Source organism: Streptomyces sp. (genome assembly GCF_031181705.1).
GTDB lineage: Bacteria > Actinomycetota > Actinomycetes > Streptomycetales > Streptomycetaceae > Streptomyces.
Map to the genome: position 1 here is coordinate 15,639 of NZ_JAPSKN010000019.1, position 14,488 is coordinate 30,126.

Genomic DNA, 14,488 nt, shown 5'->3' on the forward strand with positions numbered 1-14,488 from the left:
TCTGCGGGGTGAGGACGGCGGTGTCGTCACTCATGCCGCCCCCCGGGCCCGCGGCACCCGGGCCGCCCTGAGCGGCGCTGCCGCCGGGGGTTGCGGGTGCTCCGGGACCGGCGGGGCCGACAGGGCCGCCGCCTATGGCGCCCGGGGCGGCCGGGGCGCCGGGGACGTGCGGGCCGCCGGGTCGCCCGGGGTCGTTGAACGCCTCGGGGGCGCCAGGCCCGCGACCGGGGTCGTTGAACGCCTCGGGGGCGCCGGGCCTGCCCGGGTCGCCGAAGCCGTTGGAGGAGTCGGGACCAGCGGGACCGCCCGGGCCGCCGGGCTCGCCGTAGGCGCCGGGACCGGCGGGGCCGCCGGGCGCGTCGAAGCCGCCAGGACCGCCCGGGCCGCCGGGACCACCCGGCGCGTCGAAGCCCCCAGGACCGCCCGGGCCGCCGGGACCACCCGGCTCCTGGAACGGACCAGGGCCGCTCGGTCCGCCGGGACCGCCCTGCTCGCCTGCGAACCCACCCGGTCCGGCGGGGCCGTGACCGCCGGGACCGCCGACACCGCCGGGGCCGCCCCGGCCACCGGACTCGGTGAAGGCTCCGGGCACTCCGGGGCCGCCGGCCGGTGGCATCATCGGTCCGTCTCCGGTCACCGGCCCGCCCGTGGGACCGGCCGGGCCCTGGGCTCCGGCGCCGCCGGGCGTGCCGGTCTCGTGGAAGCCGTCGGCCGCGTTCGGTCCGCCGTTGCCGTTCTCCGTGAAGTAGGGCAGGTCGTCGCGGTGCGGTTCGCCACCGCCGCCCGGGGTGGATCGCGGGCCGTTGGCCCGTGGGCCCGCCGCCAGCGCCTCGGTGACGTCGAAGGAGCCCGTGCCGCCGCCGTGCCCGGGGGCGATCGGGCCGCCGGTCGCGCCGCCCGGGAGCCCCGCGCCGTTCGTGCCGCCGGGCCGGGAGCCGCCCGGCGCGCTCATGGAGCCGACCACGCCGCCGGGCCGCCCGGCACCGGGACGCGTCCCACCGGACGCTCCCGAAACGGGGCCGCCCGTACCGGAACCCCCGGACGCCGGGGCGGAACCGCCGGGCAGACCCGCCCCGTTGCCGGGGCCGCCGCCCTGACCACCCGGTCCCGTGCCGGACTTGCGGGGCGCGAACCAGTCACTGGTCGGCTTGTCCTCGGCGGGAGGCTCGCCCGTGCCCGCCCCCGCAGCCGCGCCCCGGGGCGCCGCGGCGCCCGGCGCGGACGGCGCCTCACCGTGCGTGTCGGTGTCGGCGGGGCTCTCCGCCTCGGTGACGGGCTTGCGCACGACGACCGGCGGAATGGGCCGCGATCCGGGGATGTTGATCCGGATCCGGGTCGTCAGCGTGGTCTCGGTCTTGCGTTCCTCCGGCCGCGTGGCCGAACGGCCCGCGTCCGTGCCGTCACTGGAGACCGTCGGGGTGCCGTAGGGCGGCGTGCCCGACGGGTAGGCGGCTCCGCCGCGCCCGTTGGGCCCGGAGGACGGAGTGTCAGTTTCACGACTCAAGGCAGGTTCTCCCGGTTGGCTCCGCCGCCCGTCACGACCTCACGCGGGCGGCTCGGCGGCGCGCACCACCATACTGGCCACTTCTGACCCGTATCTCAGGACCGCTGGGGAAAGTCACACCGGACCCCCACGGGCGCGTCCCGGCGAAGTGGTACGTCACTTGCCAAGTCGGACGTGGTCGTCGTCCGGTTGCCGTCCCGGTCCGACGGTGGCGCAGATCACAGCCACGAGGATGCCGCCGAGGAGGAAGAGATAGGAGTCGCGCCCCGCGGCGAAGAGGAAGTCGCCCTCGGGGCGGCTGGCGGTGAGCAGCACGATGGAGAGCATCCAGCCGGCGGCGGCCGCGGCGCCCCCGGAGCGGCTGCGGATGAGGCGCGCGGCACCCAGGATCAGCCCGGCCTCGCCGGCGAGCGCGAGGATCAGGCCGCCCGGGAACCATCCGGGCTGCACGAGCGCCCCGGCCGTGCCGATGACGGCCCCGAGCACGAACAATCCGAGGAGGGCGGCGGCCCGTCCGGCGGACGGGGGCCGCATCGGCTGGGCGAGCATCGGGCCGCGGTCGCTCATGACGCCTCCTCGATCCCGGCGAACAGGTCCGTCTCCCGCTCCCCGGCGCCCCGCTCGCCGCGCACCAGCTCGTAGTACTCGGTCGTGAGGATCGGCTGGGCGAGTTCGTTGGAGAGCACGAAGTAGGGCTCGGCCACGGTGATCTGGGTGGCGTGGGCGCGCATCGCGGCGGCCTTGGCGGCGGCGTGGGCGGTGCCGTCGATCACGGCGGTGATCCGCTCCTCGGGCACCACGCCCGGGACGTCGTCGACGGCGGCCGCCTTGGCGAAGGGCGTGCGCGGCAGGTCCTCCCGGAGCCGGTCGAAGGCCTCCTCCACGACGGGCCGGGGAACCCGGTTCCAGTAGACCTTCGGGATGCGCCAGCCGGTCTCGGCGGCCAGTTCGGCGGCGCGCATGGCCACGCGGTGGGCCTGGATGTGGTCGGGGTGGCCGTAGCCGCCGTTGTCGTCGTAGGTGACGAGGACCTGGGGCCGTACCTCGTGGATCACCTCGACGAGGTGGGCGGCCGCCTCGTCGACGTCGGCCTGCCAGAAGCAGGCGGGATCGTCGTTGTCGGGCAGGCCCATCATCCCGGAGTCGCTGTAGCGCCCGGCGCCGCCGAGCAGGCGGACGTCGCGGACGCCGAGCAGGGACATGGCGGCGGCCAGCTCGCTGCGGCGGTGCTGGCCCAGGGCGGCGCCGGACAGGTGCGCCAGCTCCGGCGGGATGACCTCGCCGCGTTCACCGAGGGTGCAGGTGACCAGGGTGACGTGGGCACCCTCGGCCGCGTACCGGGCCATGGTCGCGCCGTTGTTGATCGACTCGTCGTCCGGGTGCGCGTGCACCAGCAGCAGACGACGGCCGGGCTGTTCCGTCATGGACCCCACCCTACGAGGTCCGGTGCCGGTCAGAACTTGATGCTGCCGATCATGCCCGCGATGTTCGTCGTCAGCTCGTTGATCGTGGGAGCGACGGTCGAGGAGGCGAGGTAGAAGCCGAGCAGCATGCAGACGATCGCATGCCCCGCCTTCAACCCCGACTTCTTCACCAGCAGGAAGACGATGATCGCCAGCAGCACCACCGCCGAAATCGAGAGTGCCACGGCGGCTCACCTCCAAAGATCCACAAGGGCGCGGGGGGTCGGACTATGGGGGCATTAAATCCGTACAGCAGCCAGCAGGTTCATACCCACTATGCGACATTGATCATAACTATCCGTCCGTGCGCATCGATCGGCGCACGGCCGCACAAGGGGGCGCATGGCCAATATGGTCAGGGCATGACGACCGAGCCTGACTCCTTCCCCCGCCGGCACGCCCGTACCCAGCGCTTCACGCTCGGCGCGCCGCGTTCGTTCACCGTGGCGCCCGACGGTTCGCGTGTCGTGTTCCTGCGCTCCGGTTCCGGTACGGACCGGGCGAGTTCGCTGTGGGTCCTCGACACGGACGAGGGCGCGGAGCGCGTGGCCGCCGACCCGCGCGCGCTGCTGGGCGGCTCCTCGGAGGACCTGTCCGCCGAGGAGCGGGCGCGGCGCGAACGCAGTCGCGAGGGTGGCGCCGGCATCGTCGGGTACGCCACGGACACGGCCGTCGAGCTGGCGTCTTTCGCCTTGTCAGGGCGGCTGTTCACGGCGGAGCTGCGGGCCGGGACGGCGCGCGAGGTGGCCGTCCCCGGGCCGGTGATCGACCCGCGTCCGTCGCCCGACGGGCGGCACCTGGCCTACGTCGCCCGGGGCGCCCTGCGCGTGGTGGGCGCCGAGGGCGAGGGCGACCGGGCGCTCGCCGAACCGGAGTCGGAGAACGTCTCGTTCGGTCTGGCCGAGTTCATCGCGGCCGAGGAGATGGGGCGTTCGCGGGGGTTCTGGTGGGCTCCGGAGTCGGACCGCCTGCTCGTGGCGCGCGTGGACGACACGCCGGTGCGGCGCTGGTGGATCTCCGACCCGGCGCATCCGGAACGGGAGCCGCAGCGGGTGCCGTACCCGGCCGCGGGCACCGGCAACGCGGACGTCCGGCTGTTCGTGATCGGCCTGGACGGGGTGCGCACGGAGGTCGCCTGGGACCGGGCGCGCTATCCGTATCTGGCGCATGTGCACTGGTCAGCGGCGGGTGCGCCACTGCTGCTGGTCCAGGCGCGCGACCAGCGCAGCCAGCTGATCCTGGCCGTGGACCCGGAGTCGGGCGCGACCCGGATGGTGCACGCCGACGAAGATCGAACATGGCTTGATCTTTTCCCCGGGGTGCCGTGCTGGAGCCCGTCCGGGCAGCTGGTCCGGATCGCGGACGAGGGCGGTGCGCGAGTGCTGGCGGTCGGGGAGCGGCCGCTGACGGGGGCGCAGTTGCACGTCAGGGCCGTGTTGGACGTCTCGGACGACGACGTGCTGGTCTCGGCGTCGGCCGGCGAGGAGGCGGCGGAGGCGGAGACGGGCCAGGTGCACGTGTACCGGGTGAACGAGCTCGGCATGGAGCGGCTGTCGCGGGAGCCGGGTGTGCACGCGGCGGTGCGCGCCGGGGGCGTGACCGTGCTGGTGTCGGCGGTGCTCGACCGCCCGGGGGCGCGGGCCCAGGTGCTGCGCGACGGAAAACCGACGCTGACTGTCCGTTCACACGCAGAAGATCCCGGTATGTCCCCCCGCGTGACGCTCATCGAGGGGGGCGCACGCCGCATCCCGTGCGCCGTGCTTATGCCTCGGGACTACGCCGGTGACACCCCCCTGCCGGTGCTCATGGACCCGTACGGGGGCCCGCACGGGCAGCGGGTGGTCGCGGCCCACAACGCGCACCTCACCTCGCAGTGGTTCGCGGACCAGGGCTTCGCGGTGGTGGTCGCGGACGGGCGCGGCACACCGGGCCGCTCCCCCGCCTGGGAGAAGGCGATCCACCACGACTTCACCGTCTCGCTGGACGACCAGGTGGAGGCGCTGGAGGACCTCGCGAAGCGGTACCCGCTGGACCTGTCCCGGGTGGCGATCCGCGGCTGGTCCTACGGCGGCTGGCTGGCGGGCCTGGCGGTGCTGCGCCGCCCGGACGTCTTCCACGCGGGGATCGCGGGCGCGCCGGTGACGGACTGGCGCCTGTACGACACGCATTACACGGAGCGCTACCTCGGCACCCCGCAGGAACAGCCGGACGCCTACGCGCACAGCTCCCTGGTCACCGAGGACGGCCTCTCCGCCCCGGCCGCACCGCACCGTCCCCTGATGGTCGTGCACGGCCTCGCCGACGACAACGTGGTGGTCGCCCACGCCCTGCGCCTGTCCTCGGCCCTGCTGGCCGCCGGCCGCCCCCACGAGGTGCTGCCACTGTCCGGCGTCACGCACATGACCCCGCAGGAACAGGTCGCGGAGAACCTGCTCCTGCTCCAGGTCGACTTCCTGAAGCGCTCCCTCGGCATCACGGCCCCCTGAGCGCACGGCGACGGGCCGGGGCGACATGGCGCGCCCCGGCCCGTCTACGGCACCCGCACGGCCGTACGCAGACCAGCGTGACGCGTCCGTATATCGGGACCGGGTCGGCGAAGTTGCCTGCGTGTTAACGCAGTTGCGGGGGTTTGCGGGGCTATGCGACGTCCGACGCCACGAGTTCCACCTCGAAGCCGTCCGTGTTCGCGAGGTAGGCCGCGTGGTGCCCGGGGCCGCCGGCGTACGGGTGGCGGTGGGCGAAGAGGAGCGTCCAGCCGTGGTCCGGCGCCTCGGCGGACAGCGCGTCGACCCGCGCCGGAGAGCCCGCGTGGAACGCGAGGTGATTGAGCCCCGGCCGCATGCGGTCGTGCTCGGGGGCGCTCATCGCCGGTGACCGCTCGACGACGAGGTACGCCGGGCCGAGCCGCCAGCTGCGGCCGTGTTCCCAGTCCTGGTACGGCAGCCAGCCGAGACGGCCGAGCAGCCAGCCCCACTCGCGGACGGCCCGGGACAGGTCGGGCACCCACAGTTCGATGTGATGCAGCACGCCGGGATCCTCCGAGACGCCGGTTCCCGGCGCCCCTGGGGGATGCCGGGAACCGGGAGCCGAGGCTCAGGCCGCGTGGACCACGTCCTTCTCCTCCGCGAAGTGGCACGCCGACTCGTGGGCCGCCGGGGTGTCCGCGCCCTTGAAGCGCTCCGGGACCGCCAGCAGCGGGACCTCCTCGGCGCACTTGTCCTGCGCCTTCCAGCACCGGGTGCGGAAGCGGCAGCCCGAGGGCGGGTTGGCCGGGGACGGGACGTCGCCGGTGAGGATGATCCGCTCGCGGTGCGCGCGGGCGTCCGGGTCGGGGACCGGGACCGCCGACAGCAGCGCCTGGGTGTAGGGATGCGTCGGGTGGTCGTAGATCTGCTCGTCGGTGCCGATCTCGGCCATCTTGCCGAGGTACATCACGCCGACCCGGTCCGAGATGTGCCGGACGATCGACAGGTCGTGCGCGATGAAGATGTAGGAGAGGTTGAACTCGTCCTGCAGGCGCTCCATCAGGTTGATGACCTGTGCCTGGACCGACACGTCCAGGGCCGAGACCGGCTCGTCGCAGATGATGATCTCGGGGTTCAGGGCCAGGCCGCGGGCGATGCCGATGCGCTGGCGCTGACCGCCGGAGAACTGGTGCGGGTAGCGGTTGATGTACTCGGGGTTGAGGCCGACCACGTCGAGGAGCTCCTGCACCTTGCGGCGCCGGTCGCCCTTCGGGGCCACCTCGGGGTGGATGTCGAACGGCTCCCCGATGATGTCGCCCACCGTCATACGGGGGTTGAGCGAGGTGTACGGGTCCTGGAACACCATCTGGATGTTCCGGCGGACCGCCTTCAGCGCACGCCCGGACAGCTTGGTGATGTCCTGGCCCTTGTAGAAGACCTCGCCCGCGGTCGCCTTCTCCAGCATCATCAGCAGCTTGGCGACCGTGGACTTGCCACAGCCGGACTCGCCCACGATGCCGAGCGTCTCGCCCTGGTAGAGGTCGAAGGAGACACCGTCGACGGCCTTGACCGCGCCGACCTGCTTCTTGAGCAGGATGCCCTGGGTGAGCGGGAAGTGCTTCACCAGGTTGCGCACCTGGAGGATCGGCTCGCCCCGCTCGACCGGCGCCTCGATGGCGGCGACCGCCTCCGACTCGGAGGACGCGTCGACGACCTCGACCTCGGAGACGTTCGGCGTGGCGTCCTGCGGCTCGTCGGTCTTGCCGAGCTCAGCCATGGATCGTCTCCTTCCAGAAGTGGCACGCGCTGCCGCGGCCGACCAGCTCGCCGCCGTCCCGCTCGGTGACGGGGTGCAGCGGCGGGACGTCCGTACGGCAGATGTCCTGCGCCATGGGGCACCGCGGGTTGAAGGCGCAGCCGGAGGGGATGCGCGTCAGGTTGGGCGGCAGACCCTTGATCGCGTACAGGTCCTGGCCCTTCTGGTCCAGGCGCGGGATCGAGTCCAGCAACCCCTTCGTGTACGGGTGCGCGGGGCGCTTGTACAGCTCGTGGACCGGGGCGCGCTCGACGATGCGCCCGGCGTACATCACGGCGATCTTGTCCGCGACGTCGGCGACCACGCCGAGGTCGTGGGTGATCAGGATCAGGCCCATGTTGTACTCACGCTGCAACTCCGCGAGCAGGTCCATGACCTGGGCCTGGACCGTCACGTCGAGGGCCGTGGTCGGCTCGTCGGCGATGATCAGGTCCGGCTCCAGGGCGAGCGCCATGGCGATCATGATGCGCTGGCGCATACCGCCCGAGAACTGGTGCGGGTAGTCGTTGACCCGGGCGGACGCGGCCGGGATCTTCACCCGGTCCATCAGCTCGATCGCCTTGACCTTGGCGTCCTTCTTGGACATGCCCTGGTGCACCCGGAACATCTCGCCGAGCTGGTAGCCCACGGAGAGCACCGGGTTCAGCGAGGACAGGGCGTCCTGGAAGATCATCGCGATCTTGCGGCCGCGGATCTTCCGGCGCTCCTCTTCGGACATCTTCAGCATGTCCTGGCCGCGGAAGAGGATCTCCCCCTTGGGGATGCTCCCGGGCGGCATGTCGAGGATGCCCATGACCGCCTGCGCGGTGACGGACTTGCCGGAGCCGGACTCGCCGAGCACGGCCAGCGTCTCACCGGCGGCGACGGAGTAGTTGACGCCGTTGACGGCCTTGGCGACACCGTCGCGGGTGCGGAACTCCACGTGCAGGTCGCGGACTTCGAGCAGCGGGCGGCCCGTGTCCCCGGAACCGTCGGCCGCGGGACTGCCGGCCACTTCATCGATGATGGTCACGTACGCCTCCCTCAGCGCAGCTTGGGGTCGAGGGCGTTGCGTACCGCATCGCCGAACATCAGGAACGAGAGCACCGTGATCGAGACCATCACCGACGGGATGATCAGGGTGTGGGGGGCGATCCGCAGCTGCTCGCGTCCTCGGGCCACGTCGCCGCCCCAGGATACCGCCGTGTCACCGAGACCCACGCCCAGGAAGGACAGGGTGGCTTCGGCCGCGATGTAGCCGCCGAGCGCGATGGTCGCGACGACGATGATGGGCGCGAGCGCGTTGGGCAGGATGTGCCGGAGCAGGATCCGGGACGTCGAGGCACCGAGCGCCTTGGCGGCCACCACGTAGTCCGCCTGCTTGATGGTGATGACGGCACCGCGGGCGACACGCGCTATCTGGGTCCAGCCCAGGAAGGCGAGGGCCATGATGACGACCCAGACCGTGCGGTCGTCGAAGGAGTTCAGCACGACCAGGGCGCCCAGCAGGAACGGGATGCCGAGGAAGATGTCGGTCAGCCGCGACAGCAGGGTGTCGGTCCAGCCGCCGAAGTAGCCGGCGATCATGCCGATGACCGTGCCCAGGACGGTGACGGCGAGGGTGACACCCACACCGACGGTGATCGAGGCGCGGGCACCGTAGACGACCCGGGCGTAGATGGAACGGCCCTGGACGTCGTAGCCGAGCCAGTCCGGGGCGAAGAAGTGCCCCCAGTTCGGCTTGCCCAGGTAGTGCTTGGCCAGGTCGGCGTCGCGCGGCGAGGCGCTGGTGAACAGCCCCGGCCACAGCGACATCACGAGCAGGAACACGATCAGCACGGCCGAGATCACGAAGAGCGGGTTGCGCCGCAGGTCGTGCCAGGCGTCGGACCACAGGCTGCGCGGCTTGTCCGGAGCGGGGCCGGCGTCGGCCACGACGACGCCGGCGGTGCTCACGGTGTCACCGGGAAGGGCTTCGACCTTCTTTTCGACGGTCTTGTCAGGCATACCGGATCCTCGGGTCCAGGACCGCGTAGAGCAGGTCGACGATCAGGCTGGCAGCGAGGTAGATGAGCACCATCAGCGAGGCGATTCCCACGACCGTGGCGCCCTCGCGCCGGCTGAGCGCCTCGTAGATCTCGACACCGATACCCCGCACGTTGAAGATGCCCTCGGTCACGATGGCGCCGGTCATCAGGTTGCCGACCTCGATGCCGAGGAAGGTGACCACGGGGATCAGCGAGTTGCGCATCAGGTGGACGCCGATCACGCGGCGGCGCGGCAGGCCCTTGGCCACGGCGGTGCGCATGTAGTCGGACCGCAGGTTCTCCGCGATCGACGTACGGGTCAGCCGGGCGACGTAGGCGAGCGACAGCGACGCCAGCACGGTGGCGGGAAGCGCGAGCTGCGCGAAGTCCGTCGAGTCGGTCACGGTGGGGGTGGTGACCGACCACTTGAACGCGAACAGGTACTGCAGCAGGAAGCCCAGCACGAAGGACGGCATGGACACGAGGACCAGGGTCAGCGTCAGCAGTCCGCGGTCGCGCAGCGTGTCGGGGCGCAGACCGGCGACGACACCGAGGCCGATGCCCACGAGCGTGACGAAGGTGAAAGCGAAGATCGTCAGCCTGATGGTCACCGGGAACGCGTCGGTGATGATGTCCGCGATGGGCCGCTGACTGGCGATCTGCGTACCGAAGTCACCCTGCAGCAGGTTGGTCATGTAGTTCACGTACTGCTGCAACAGCGGCTGGTCGAGGCCGAGTTCCTTCTTGATGCCCGCGACCACCGCCGGGTCGTACGCCTGATCCCCCATCATCGCCCGGACGGGATCGCCGGGCAGGGCGTACATCATGCAGAAGATGAGCAGGGTTGACCCGATGAAGACCGGGATCATCTGGAGCAGTCGTCGTGCGACATAGCGCCCCATAGGTGCCTCCGTGAGGGGTTAACGCAGGTACGGGGGCCGTCTCCGGTCGGCGAGACGGCCCCCCGTACCTCCCACCGCCGCCGGAGCGGCGGTGGGTCTACGGCCGAGTGGGAAGAGCCAGGACGGCTCCTCTTACTTGGTGGTGACGGCCCACACTTCGAGGTCACCGTGGAAGTCGACGTTGACGTTGTCGACGTTCTTACCGTGGCCGCCGTTGATGCGGTAGTACCAGAGCGGGATGGCCGGCATGTGCTCGACCAGCTTCTTCTCGACCTCCTGGAAGGCCTTCACCGACTCGTCGAGGGACTTGGCGTTGTCGGCCTTGTTCATCAGGCCGTCGATCTCCTTGTTGGAGAAGCGACCGTTGTTGGCCTCGGCGGTGGTGTGGTACAGCTCCTTCATGAAGTTGGCGTTGACCGGGTAGTCGGCGACCCAGCCACCGCGGTACATGCCCTTCACCTGGTCGTTGTCACGGGCCTCGAGGTCCGTGGCGAAGTCCGGCTTCGGGTCGCCGACGCAGTCGACGCCGGTGGCCTTGCGGATGGACTCGCAGACCGCGGTCACCCACTCCTTGTGCCCACCGTCGGTGTTGTACTGGACGGTGAACTTGTTGCCCGGAACGCCACCGCCCTCCTTGATGAGCTGCTTGGCCTTCGCCGGGTTGTACGTGAACACGTCCGTGTCCAGGTTCTGGTAGCCCTTGACACCGGGCGGCGTGAAGCCCTTGGCCGGCGTGCGGGTGTTGTTCAGAACCGTCTTGGTGATCGTGTCGCGGTCGATCGCCATCGACAGACCCTGCAGGACCTTCGGGTCGATGTCCTTGAAGGTCTTGGAGTAGAACGCCGGGGTCAGCGTCTGGATGGCCGCGTACGGCTGCTCGATGGCGCCGTCGCCCAGGTCCTGCTTGTACTTCGGCAGGTCCGTCGGGCCGACCTGGCGGATCATGTCCAGGTTGCCGGAGACGACGTCCTTGTACGCGGCCTCGAGGGTCGTGTACGCCTTGAACTGGACGCCCTTGTTCTTGGCCTTGTTCGGGCCCTGGTACCCGTCCCAGGCCTTGACCTGGATGAGCTTCTTGTGGTCCCACTTCTCGAACTTGTAGGGACCGTTGCCGACCGGCTTCTGGCCGAAGGCCTTCGGGTCGTCGTAGAAGACCTTGGGCAGCGGGGCCCAGGTGGTGTAGCCGAGCTTGTAGTTGAAGTACGGCATCGTGTACTTCAGCTCGATCGTGAAGGTGTGGTCGTCCACGGCCTTCAGACCGGACATGGTCTGCGACTTCGGCTCACCCTTCTCCGGGTGGACGTCGTCGTAGCCCTTGATGTCCTGGAACCAGAACGAGTTCTGCTGGTTGTTCTTGATGTTGGCGTACCAGTTCCAAGCGTCGATGTACGACTTGGAGGTGACTTCTTCGCCGTTGTGGAACTTCCAGCCCTTCTTGAGCTTGACCGTCCACGTCTTCGAGTCCTCGGAGGTGACCGACTCGGCGTTCGTGTAGACGATCTCACCCTTGGAGTCGAAGTCCAGCAGCTGGGTGAAGAGCGACTGGATGACGTACGAGCCGTTGCTCTCGTTCGTGTCGGCCGGGATCAGCGGCTTCTGCGGCTCGCCGACGTCGATCGAGACGTAACCGGCAGGTCCGGAACCCTTGCTCTTGCTCTCACCATCACCGTCGCCGCCGCAGGCGGTGGCGGACAGGGCGACGACTATCGCGCCCGCGACCCACTTGGCGCTCTTGGCACCGCGCATGGGTTCCTCCTAAGAAGTCATTGGTTCACCGCAAAGAGAGCACAGACAAACCACCGCCACCGCCCGTCGCCGGTGCCGGAAATCATCAGGTGCCCCCGCGCTCGTGAGTCGGCGCCGCTGCCGGCGAGTGACCCTTCATCCGAGCTCTACGCGCCTAACTATCTGCCAAACACCAGGACCGAACCACACTCTCGAGGTCTCGGTTCGATCACAGCTCGCGTATACATCTTCCAAAATCCGGACAAAGGGTTTGGTGAAAGATCCCTGCGAAACGGACTTGTTACACATCTATCGGTGGCGACTGTCCGTATTCCGGACGCGAGAGTGAGAAAAACCGCTTGCGGTTACCGCGGCATCCGTGCAGGGTGCCGACGGGGGCCGTCGCGGGCTCAAGTGGCAGTCGCCACAAGGCTGTTGCCCGGCTTCGAGGCAGGGCAGAGCGAGGCGTTCCGCAGCAGGGTAGTGGGAGCGGGCCGTTCCGGACGGCCGCGCCGGGCAAATAGAGGGTTTTCCCTAACCCTTTCCTTCGCGTTGTCCCCCTTTGACACACGGCACCTGACACACGGCACCGGGCACCCCGCGGGGCGGGGTGCCCGGTGCCGTGTGTACTGGGGGCGTCAGCCGTGCTTGGCGCGGCTGGCGGCGCGGGCGCGCTCGCGGGCGTCCAGGTTCACCTTGCGGATGCGCACGGCCTCCGGGGTGACCTCGACGCACTCGTCGTCGCGGCAGAACTCCAGGGACTGCTCCAGCGACAGCTTGCGGGGCGGGACGATCGACTCGGTCACATCGGCCGTCGAGGACCGCATGTTCGTGAGCTTCTTCTCCTTGGTGATGTTGACGTCCATGTCGTCGGCGCGGGAGTTCTCGCCGACGATCATGCCCTCGTACACCTCGGTGCCCGGCTCCACGAAGAGCACACCGCGCTCCTGCAGGTTGGTCATCGCGAAGGCGGTGACCGCGCCGGCGCGGTCGGCGACCAGGGAGCCGTTGTTGCGGGTCTGGAGCGTGCCGAACCAGGGCTCGAAACCCTCGTGGATGGAGTGGGCGATGCCCGTGCCGCGGGTCTGGGTCAGGAACTCGGTCCGGAAGCCGATCAGGCCGCGGGAGGGCACGACGAACTCCATGCGGACCCAGCCGGAGCCGTGGTTGGACATGTTGTCCATCCGGCCCTTGCGGACGCCCATGAGCTGCGTGACGGCGCCCATGTGCTCCTCGGGCACGTCGACGGTCATCCGCTCGACGGGCTCGTACGTCTTGCCGTCGATCTCCCGGGTGACCACCTGGGGCTTGCCGACGGTCAGCTCGTAGCCCTCGCGGCGCATGGTCTCGACGAGGATGGCCAGCGCCAGCTCGCCGCGGCCCTGCACCTCCCAGGCGTCCGGGCGCTCGGTCTCCAGGACGCGCAGCGAGACGTTGCCGATCAGCTCGCGGTCGAGGCGGTCCTTGACCTGGCGGGCGGTGACCTTGCGGTCCTTGACGGCCGCCTTGTTGTCGGCGCCCTTGCCGGTGGCGCCGCGGCCGACCAGCGGGGAGGTGTTGGTGCCGATGACCATGGAGATCGCCGGCTCGTCGACGGTGATCAGCGGCAGCGCGATCGGGTTCTCCGGGTCGGCCAGGGTCTCGCCGATCATGATGTCCGGGATGCCGGCGACCGCGCAGATGTCACCGGGGCCGGCCTTCTCGGCGGGCTTGCGGGTGAGCGCCTCGGTCATCATCAGCTCGGAGATGCGCACGTTCTGGACGGACCCGTCGCGCTTCATCCACGCGACCGTCTGGCCCTTCTTCAGCTCGCCCTGCTGCACGCGCAGCAGCGCGATACGGCCGAGGAAGTTGTCGGCGTCCAGGTTCGTCACGTGCGCCTGGAGCGGGGCGGCCTCGTCGTAGGTCGGGGCCGGGATGTGCTCCAGGATCGTGGAGAAGAACGGCTCCAGGCTGTCGGAGTCGCCCGGGACCGTGCCGTCCGCCGGCTTGGTGAGGGAGGCGATGCCGTCACGGCCGCAGGCGTAGACGATCGGGAACTCGATCTGGTCCTCGTCGGCGTCCAGGTCCAGGAAGAGGTCGTACGTCTCGTTGACGACCTCGTCGATCCGGGAGTCGGGGCGGTCCGTCTTGTTGATGCAGAGGATGACGGGCAGCCGCTGCTGGAGCGCCTTGCGCAGCACGAAGCGGGTCTGGGGCAGCGGGCCCTCGGAGGCGTCCACGAGCAGGACGACGCCGTCGACCATCGACAGACCGCGCTCGACCTCACCGCCGAAGTCGGCGTGGCCGGGGGTGTCGATGATGTTGATGGTGATGGGCTCCCCGCCGTCCTTGGGGTGGTACTTCACCGCCGTGTTCTTGGCGAGGATCGTGATGCCCTTCTCACGCTCCAGGTCGTTCGAGTCCATCATGCGGTCGTCGACCGAGTCGAGCTGGTGGGCGGCGAAGGCACCGGCCTGCTTCAGCATGCCGTCGACGATGGTGGTCTTGCCGTGGTCGACGTGGGCGACGATGGCGACGTTGCGGATGTCGTGGCGCGTGGCCATAAAAGGCGTACTCCCGGAGTGGTGAGGAATGCCCTGCGCGTACGTCGGTGGTGCGCGGGCC

At 70.1% G+C, this 14,488-nt stretch carries 11 protein-coding genes and 1 pseudogene; 1 reads left to right on the plus strand and 11 read right to left on the minus strand.

All coding sequences use genetic code 11. From position 1 onward, the window contains the following. From RIN80_RS06605 to RIN80_RS06620, 4 genes and pseudogenes are all read right to left on the minus strand, one after another. Window positions 1-1,504: pseudogene (locus tag RIN80_RS06605) on the minus strand (hypothetical protein); the annotation flags it as partial. 156 nt (window positions 1,505-1,660) lie between these two features. Then, window positions 1,661-2,071, minus strand: coding sequence for a DUF6113 family protein (locus RIN80_RS06610; protein ID WP_309094547.1), 411 nt, complete (start codon window positions 2,069-2,071; stop codon window positions 1,661-1,663). Continuing rightward, window positions 2,068-2,928, minus strand: a complete 861-nt coding sequence (mshB, locus tag RIN80_RS06615) for an N-acetyl-1-D-myo-inositol-2-amino-2-deoxy-alpha-D-glucopyranoside deacetylase (RefSeq protein WP_309094548.1) — start codon at window positions 2,926-2,928, stop codon at window positions 2,068-2,070. Before mshB ends, RIN80_RS06610 begins: the two co-directional genes overlap by 4 nt. A gap of 29 nt (window positions 2,929-2,957) precedes the next feature. Next, window positions 2,958-3,152, minus strand: a complete 195-nt coding sequence (locus RIN80_RS06620; RefSeq protein ID WP_031103282.1) for a hypothetical protein — start codon at window positions 3,150-3,152, stop codon at window positions 2,958-2,960. A gap of 177 nt (window positions 3,153-3,329) precedes the next feature. On the opposite strand from RIN80_RS06620, the gene RIN80_RS06625 reads away from it, so the two are divergent. Next, on the plus strand, window positions 3,330-5,453 hold the full coding sequence (locus RIN80_RS06625) for a prolyl oligopeptidase family serine peptidase (RefSeq protein ID WP_309094549.1): 2,124 nt from the start codon (window positions 3,330-3,332) through the stop codon (window positions 5,451-5,453). Window positions 5,454-5,604: 151 nt separating this feature from the next. Here the strand turns inward: RIN80_RS06625 and RIN80_RS06630 are convergent, their stop codons facing one another. The 7 genes from RIN80_RS06630 to typA all read right to left on the minus strand — a co-directional run bounded on the left by RIN80_RS06630 (window position 5,605) and on the right by typA (window position 14,427). Next, entirely contained in the window at window positions 5,605-5,994 is a 390-nt protein-coding gene (locus RIN80_RS06630; RefSeq protein ID WP_309094550.1) for a VOC family protein, read from the minus strand. A 66-nt stretch (window positions 5,995-6,060) separates the two neighbouring features. Next, window positions 6,061-7,209: a dipeptide ABC transporter ATP-binding protein gene (locus RIN80_RS06635; protein ID WP_309094551.1), complete on the minus strand. Its 1,149-nt coding sequence runs from the start codon at window positions 7,207-7,209 to the stop codon at window positions 6,061-6,063. Continuing rightward, a complete protein-coding gene (locus RIN80_RS06640) occupies window positions 7,202-8,260 on the minus strand; it encodes an ABC transporter ATP-binding protein (protein WP_375141632.1) in 1,059 nt (352 codons plus the stop codon). Before RIN80_RS06640 ends, RIN80_RS06635 begins: the two co-directional genes overlap by 8 nt. Before the next feature lie 11 nt (window positions 8,261-8,271). After that, window positions 8,272-9,234: an ABC transporter permease gene (locus tag RIN80_RS06645; protein ID WP_309094552.1), complete on the minus strand. Its 963-nt coding sequence runs from the start codon at window positions 9,232-9,234 to the stop codon at window positions 8,272-8,274. Next, the gene (locus RIN80_RS06650; protein ID WP_309094553.1) at window positions 9,227-10,156 is read right to left on the minus strand and encodes an ABC transporter permease; all 930 of its coding nucleotides are present in this window, start codon (window positions 10,154-10,156) and stop codon (window positions 9,227-9,229) included. Before RIN80_RS06650 ends, RIN80_RS06645 begins: the two co-directional genes overlap by 8 nt. 132 nt (window positions 10,157-10,288) lie before the next feature. Next, complete coding sequence (locus RIN80_RS06655) at window positions 10,289-11,902, minus strand: ABC transporter substrate-binding protein (protein WP_309094554.1); 1,614 nt, start codon at window positions 11,900-11,902, stop codon at window positions 10,289-10,291. 617 nt (window positions 11,903-12,519) lie between these two features. Next, the gene (gene typA / locus RIN80_RS06660) at window positions 12,520-14,427 is read right to left on the minus strand and encodes a translational GTPase TypA (RefSeq protein WP_309094555.1); all 1,908 of its coding nucleotides are present in this window, start codon (window positions 14,425-14,427) and stop codon (window positions 12,520-12,522) included. Window positions 14,428-14,488 lie beyond the last annotated feature (61 nt).

What these genes read in the sequence shown, in the direction of transcription:
- RIN80_RS06610 (WP_309094547.1), bottom strand. Translation starts at nt 2,071, where the DNA reads ATGAGCGACCGCGGCCCGATGCTCGCCCAGCCGATGCGGCCCCCGTCC.
- mshB (WP_309094548.1), bottom strand. Translation starts at nt 2,928, where the DNA reads ATGACGGAACAGCCCGGCCGTCGTCTGCTGCTGGTGCACGCGCACCCG.
- RIN80_RS06625 (WP_309094549.1), top strand. Translation starts at nt 3,330, where the DNA reads ATGACGACCGAGCCTGACTCCTTCCCCCGCCGGCACGCCCGTACCCAG.
- RIN80_RS06635 (WP_309094551.1), bottom strand. Translation starts at nt 7,209, where the DNA reads ATGGCTGAGCTCGGCAAGACCGACGAGCCGCAGGACGCCACGCCGAAC.
- RIN80_RS06645 (WP_309094552.1), bottom strand. Translation starts at nt 9,234, where the DNA reads ATGCCTGACAAGACCGTCGAAAAGAAGGTCGAAGCCCTTCCCGGTGAC.
- RIN80_RS06650 (WP_309094553.1), bottom strand. Translation starts at nt 10,156, where the DNA reads ATGGGGCGCTATGTCGCACGACGACTGCTCCAGATGATCCCGGTCTTC.
- RIN80_RS06655 (WP_309094554.1), bottom strand. Translation starts at nt 11,902, where the DNA reads ATGCGCGGTGCCAAGAGCGCCAAGTGGGTCGCGGGCGCGATAGTCGTC.
- typA (WP_309094555.1), bottom strand. Translation starts at nt 14,427, where the DNA reads ATGGCCACGCGCCACGACATCCGCAACGTCGCCATCGTCGCCCACGTC.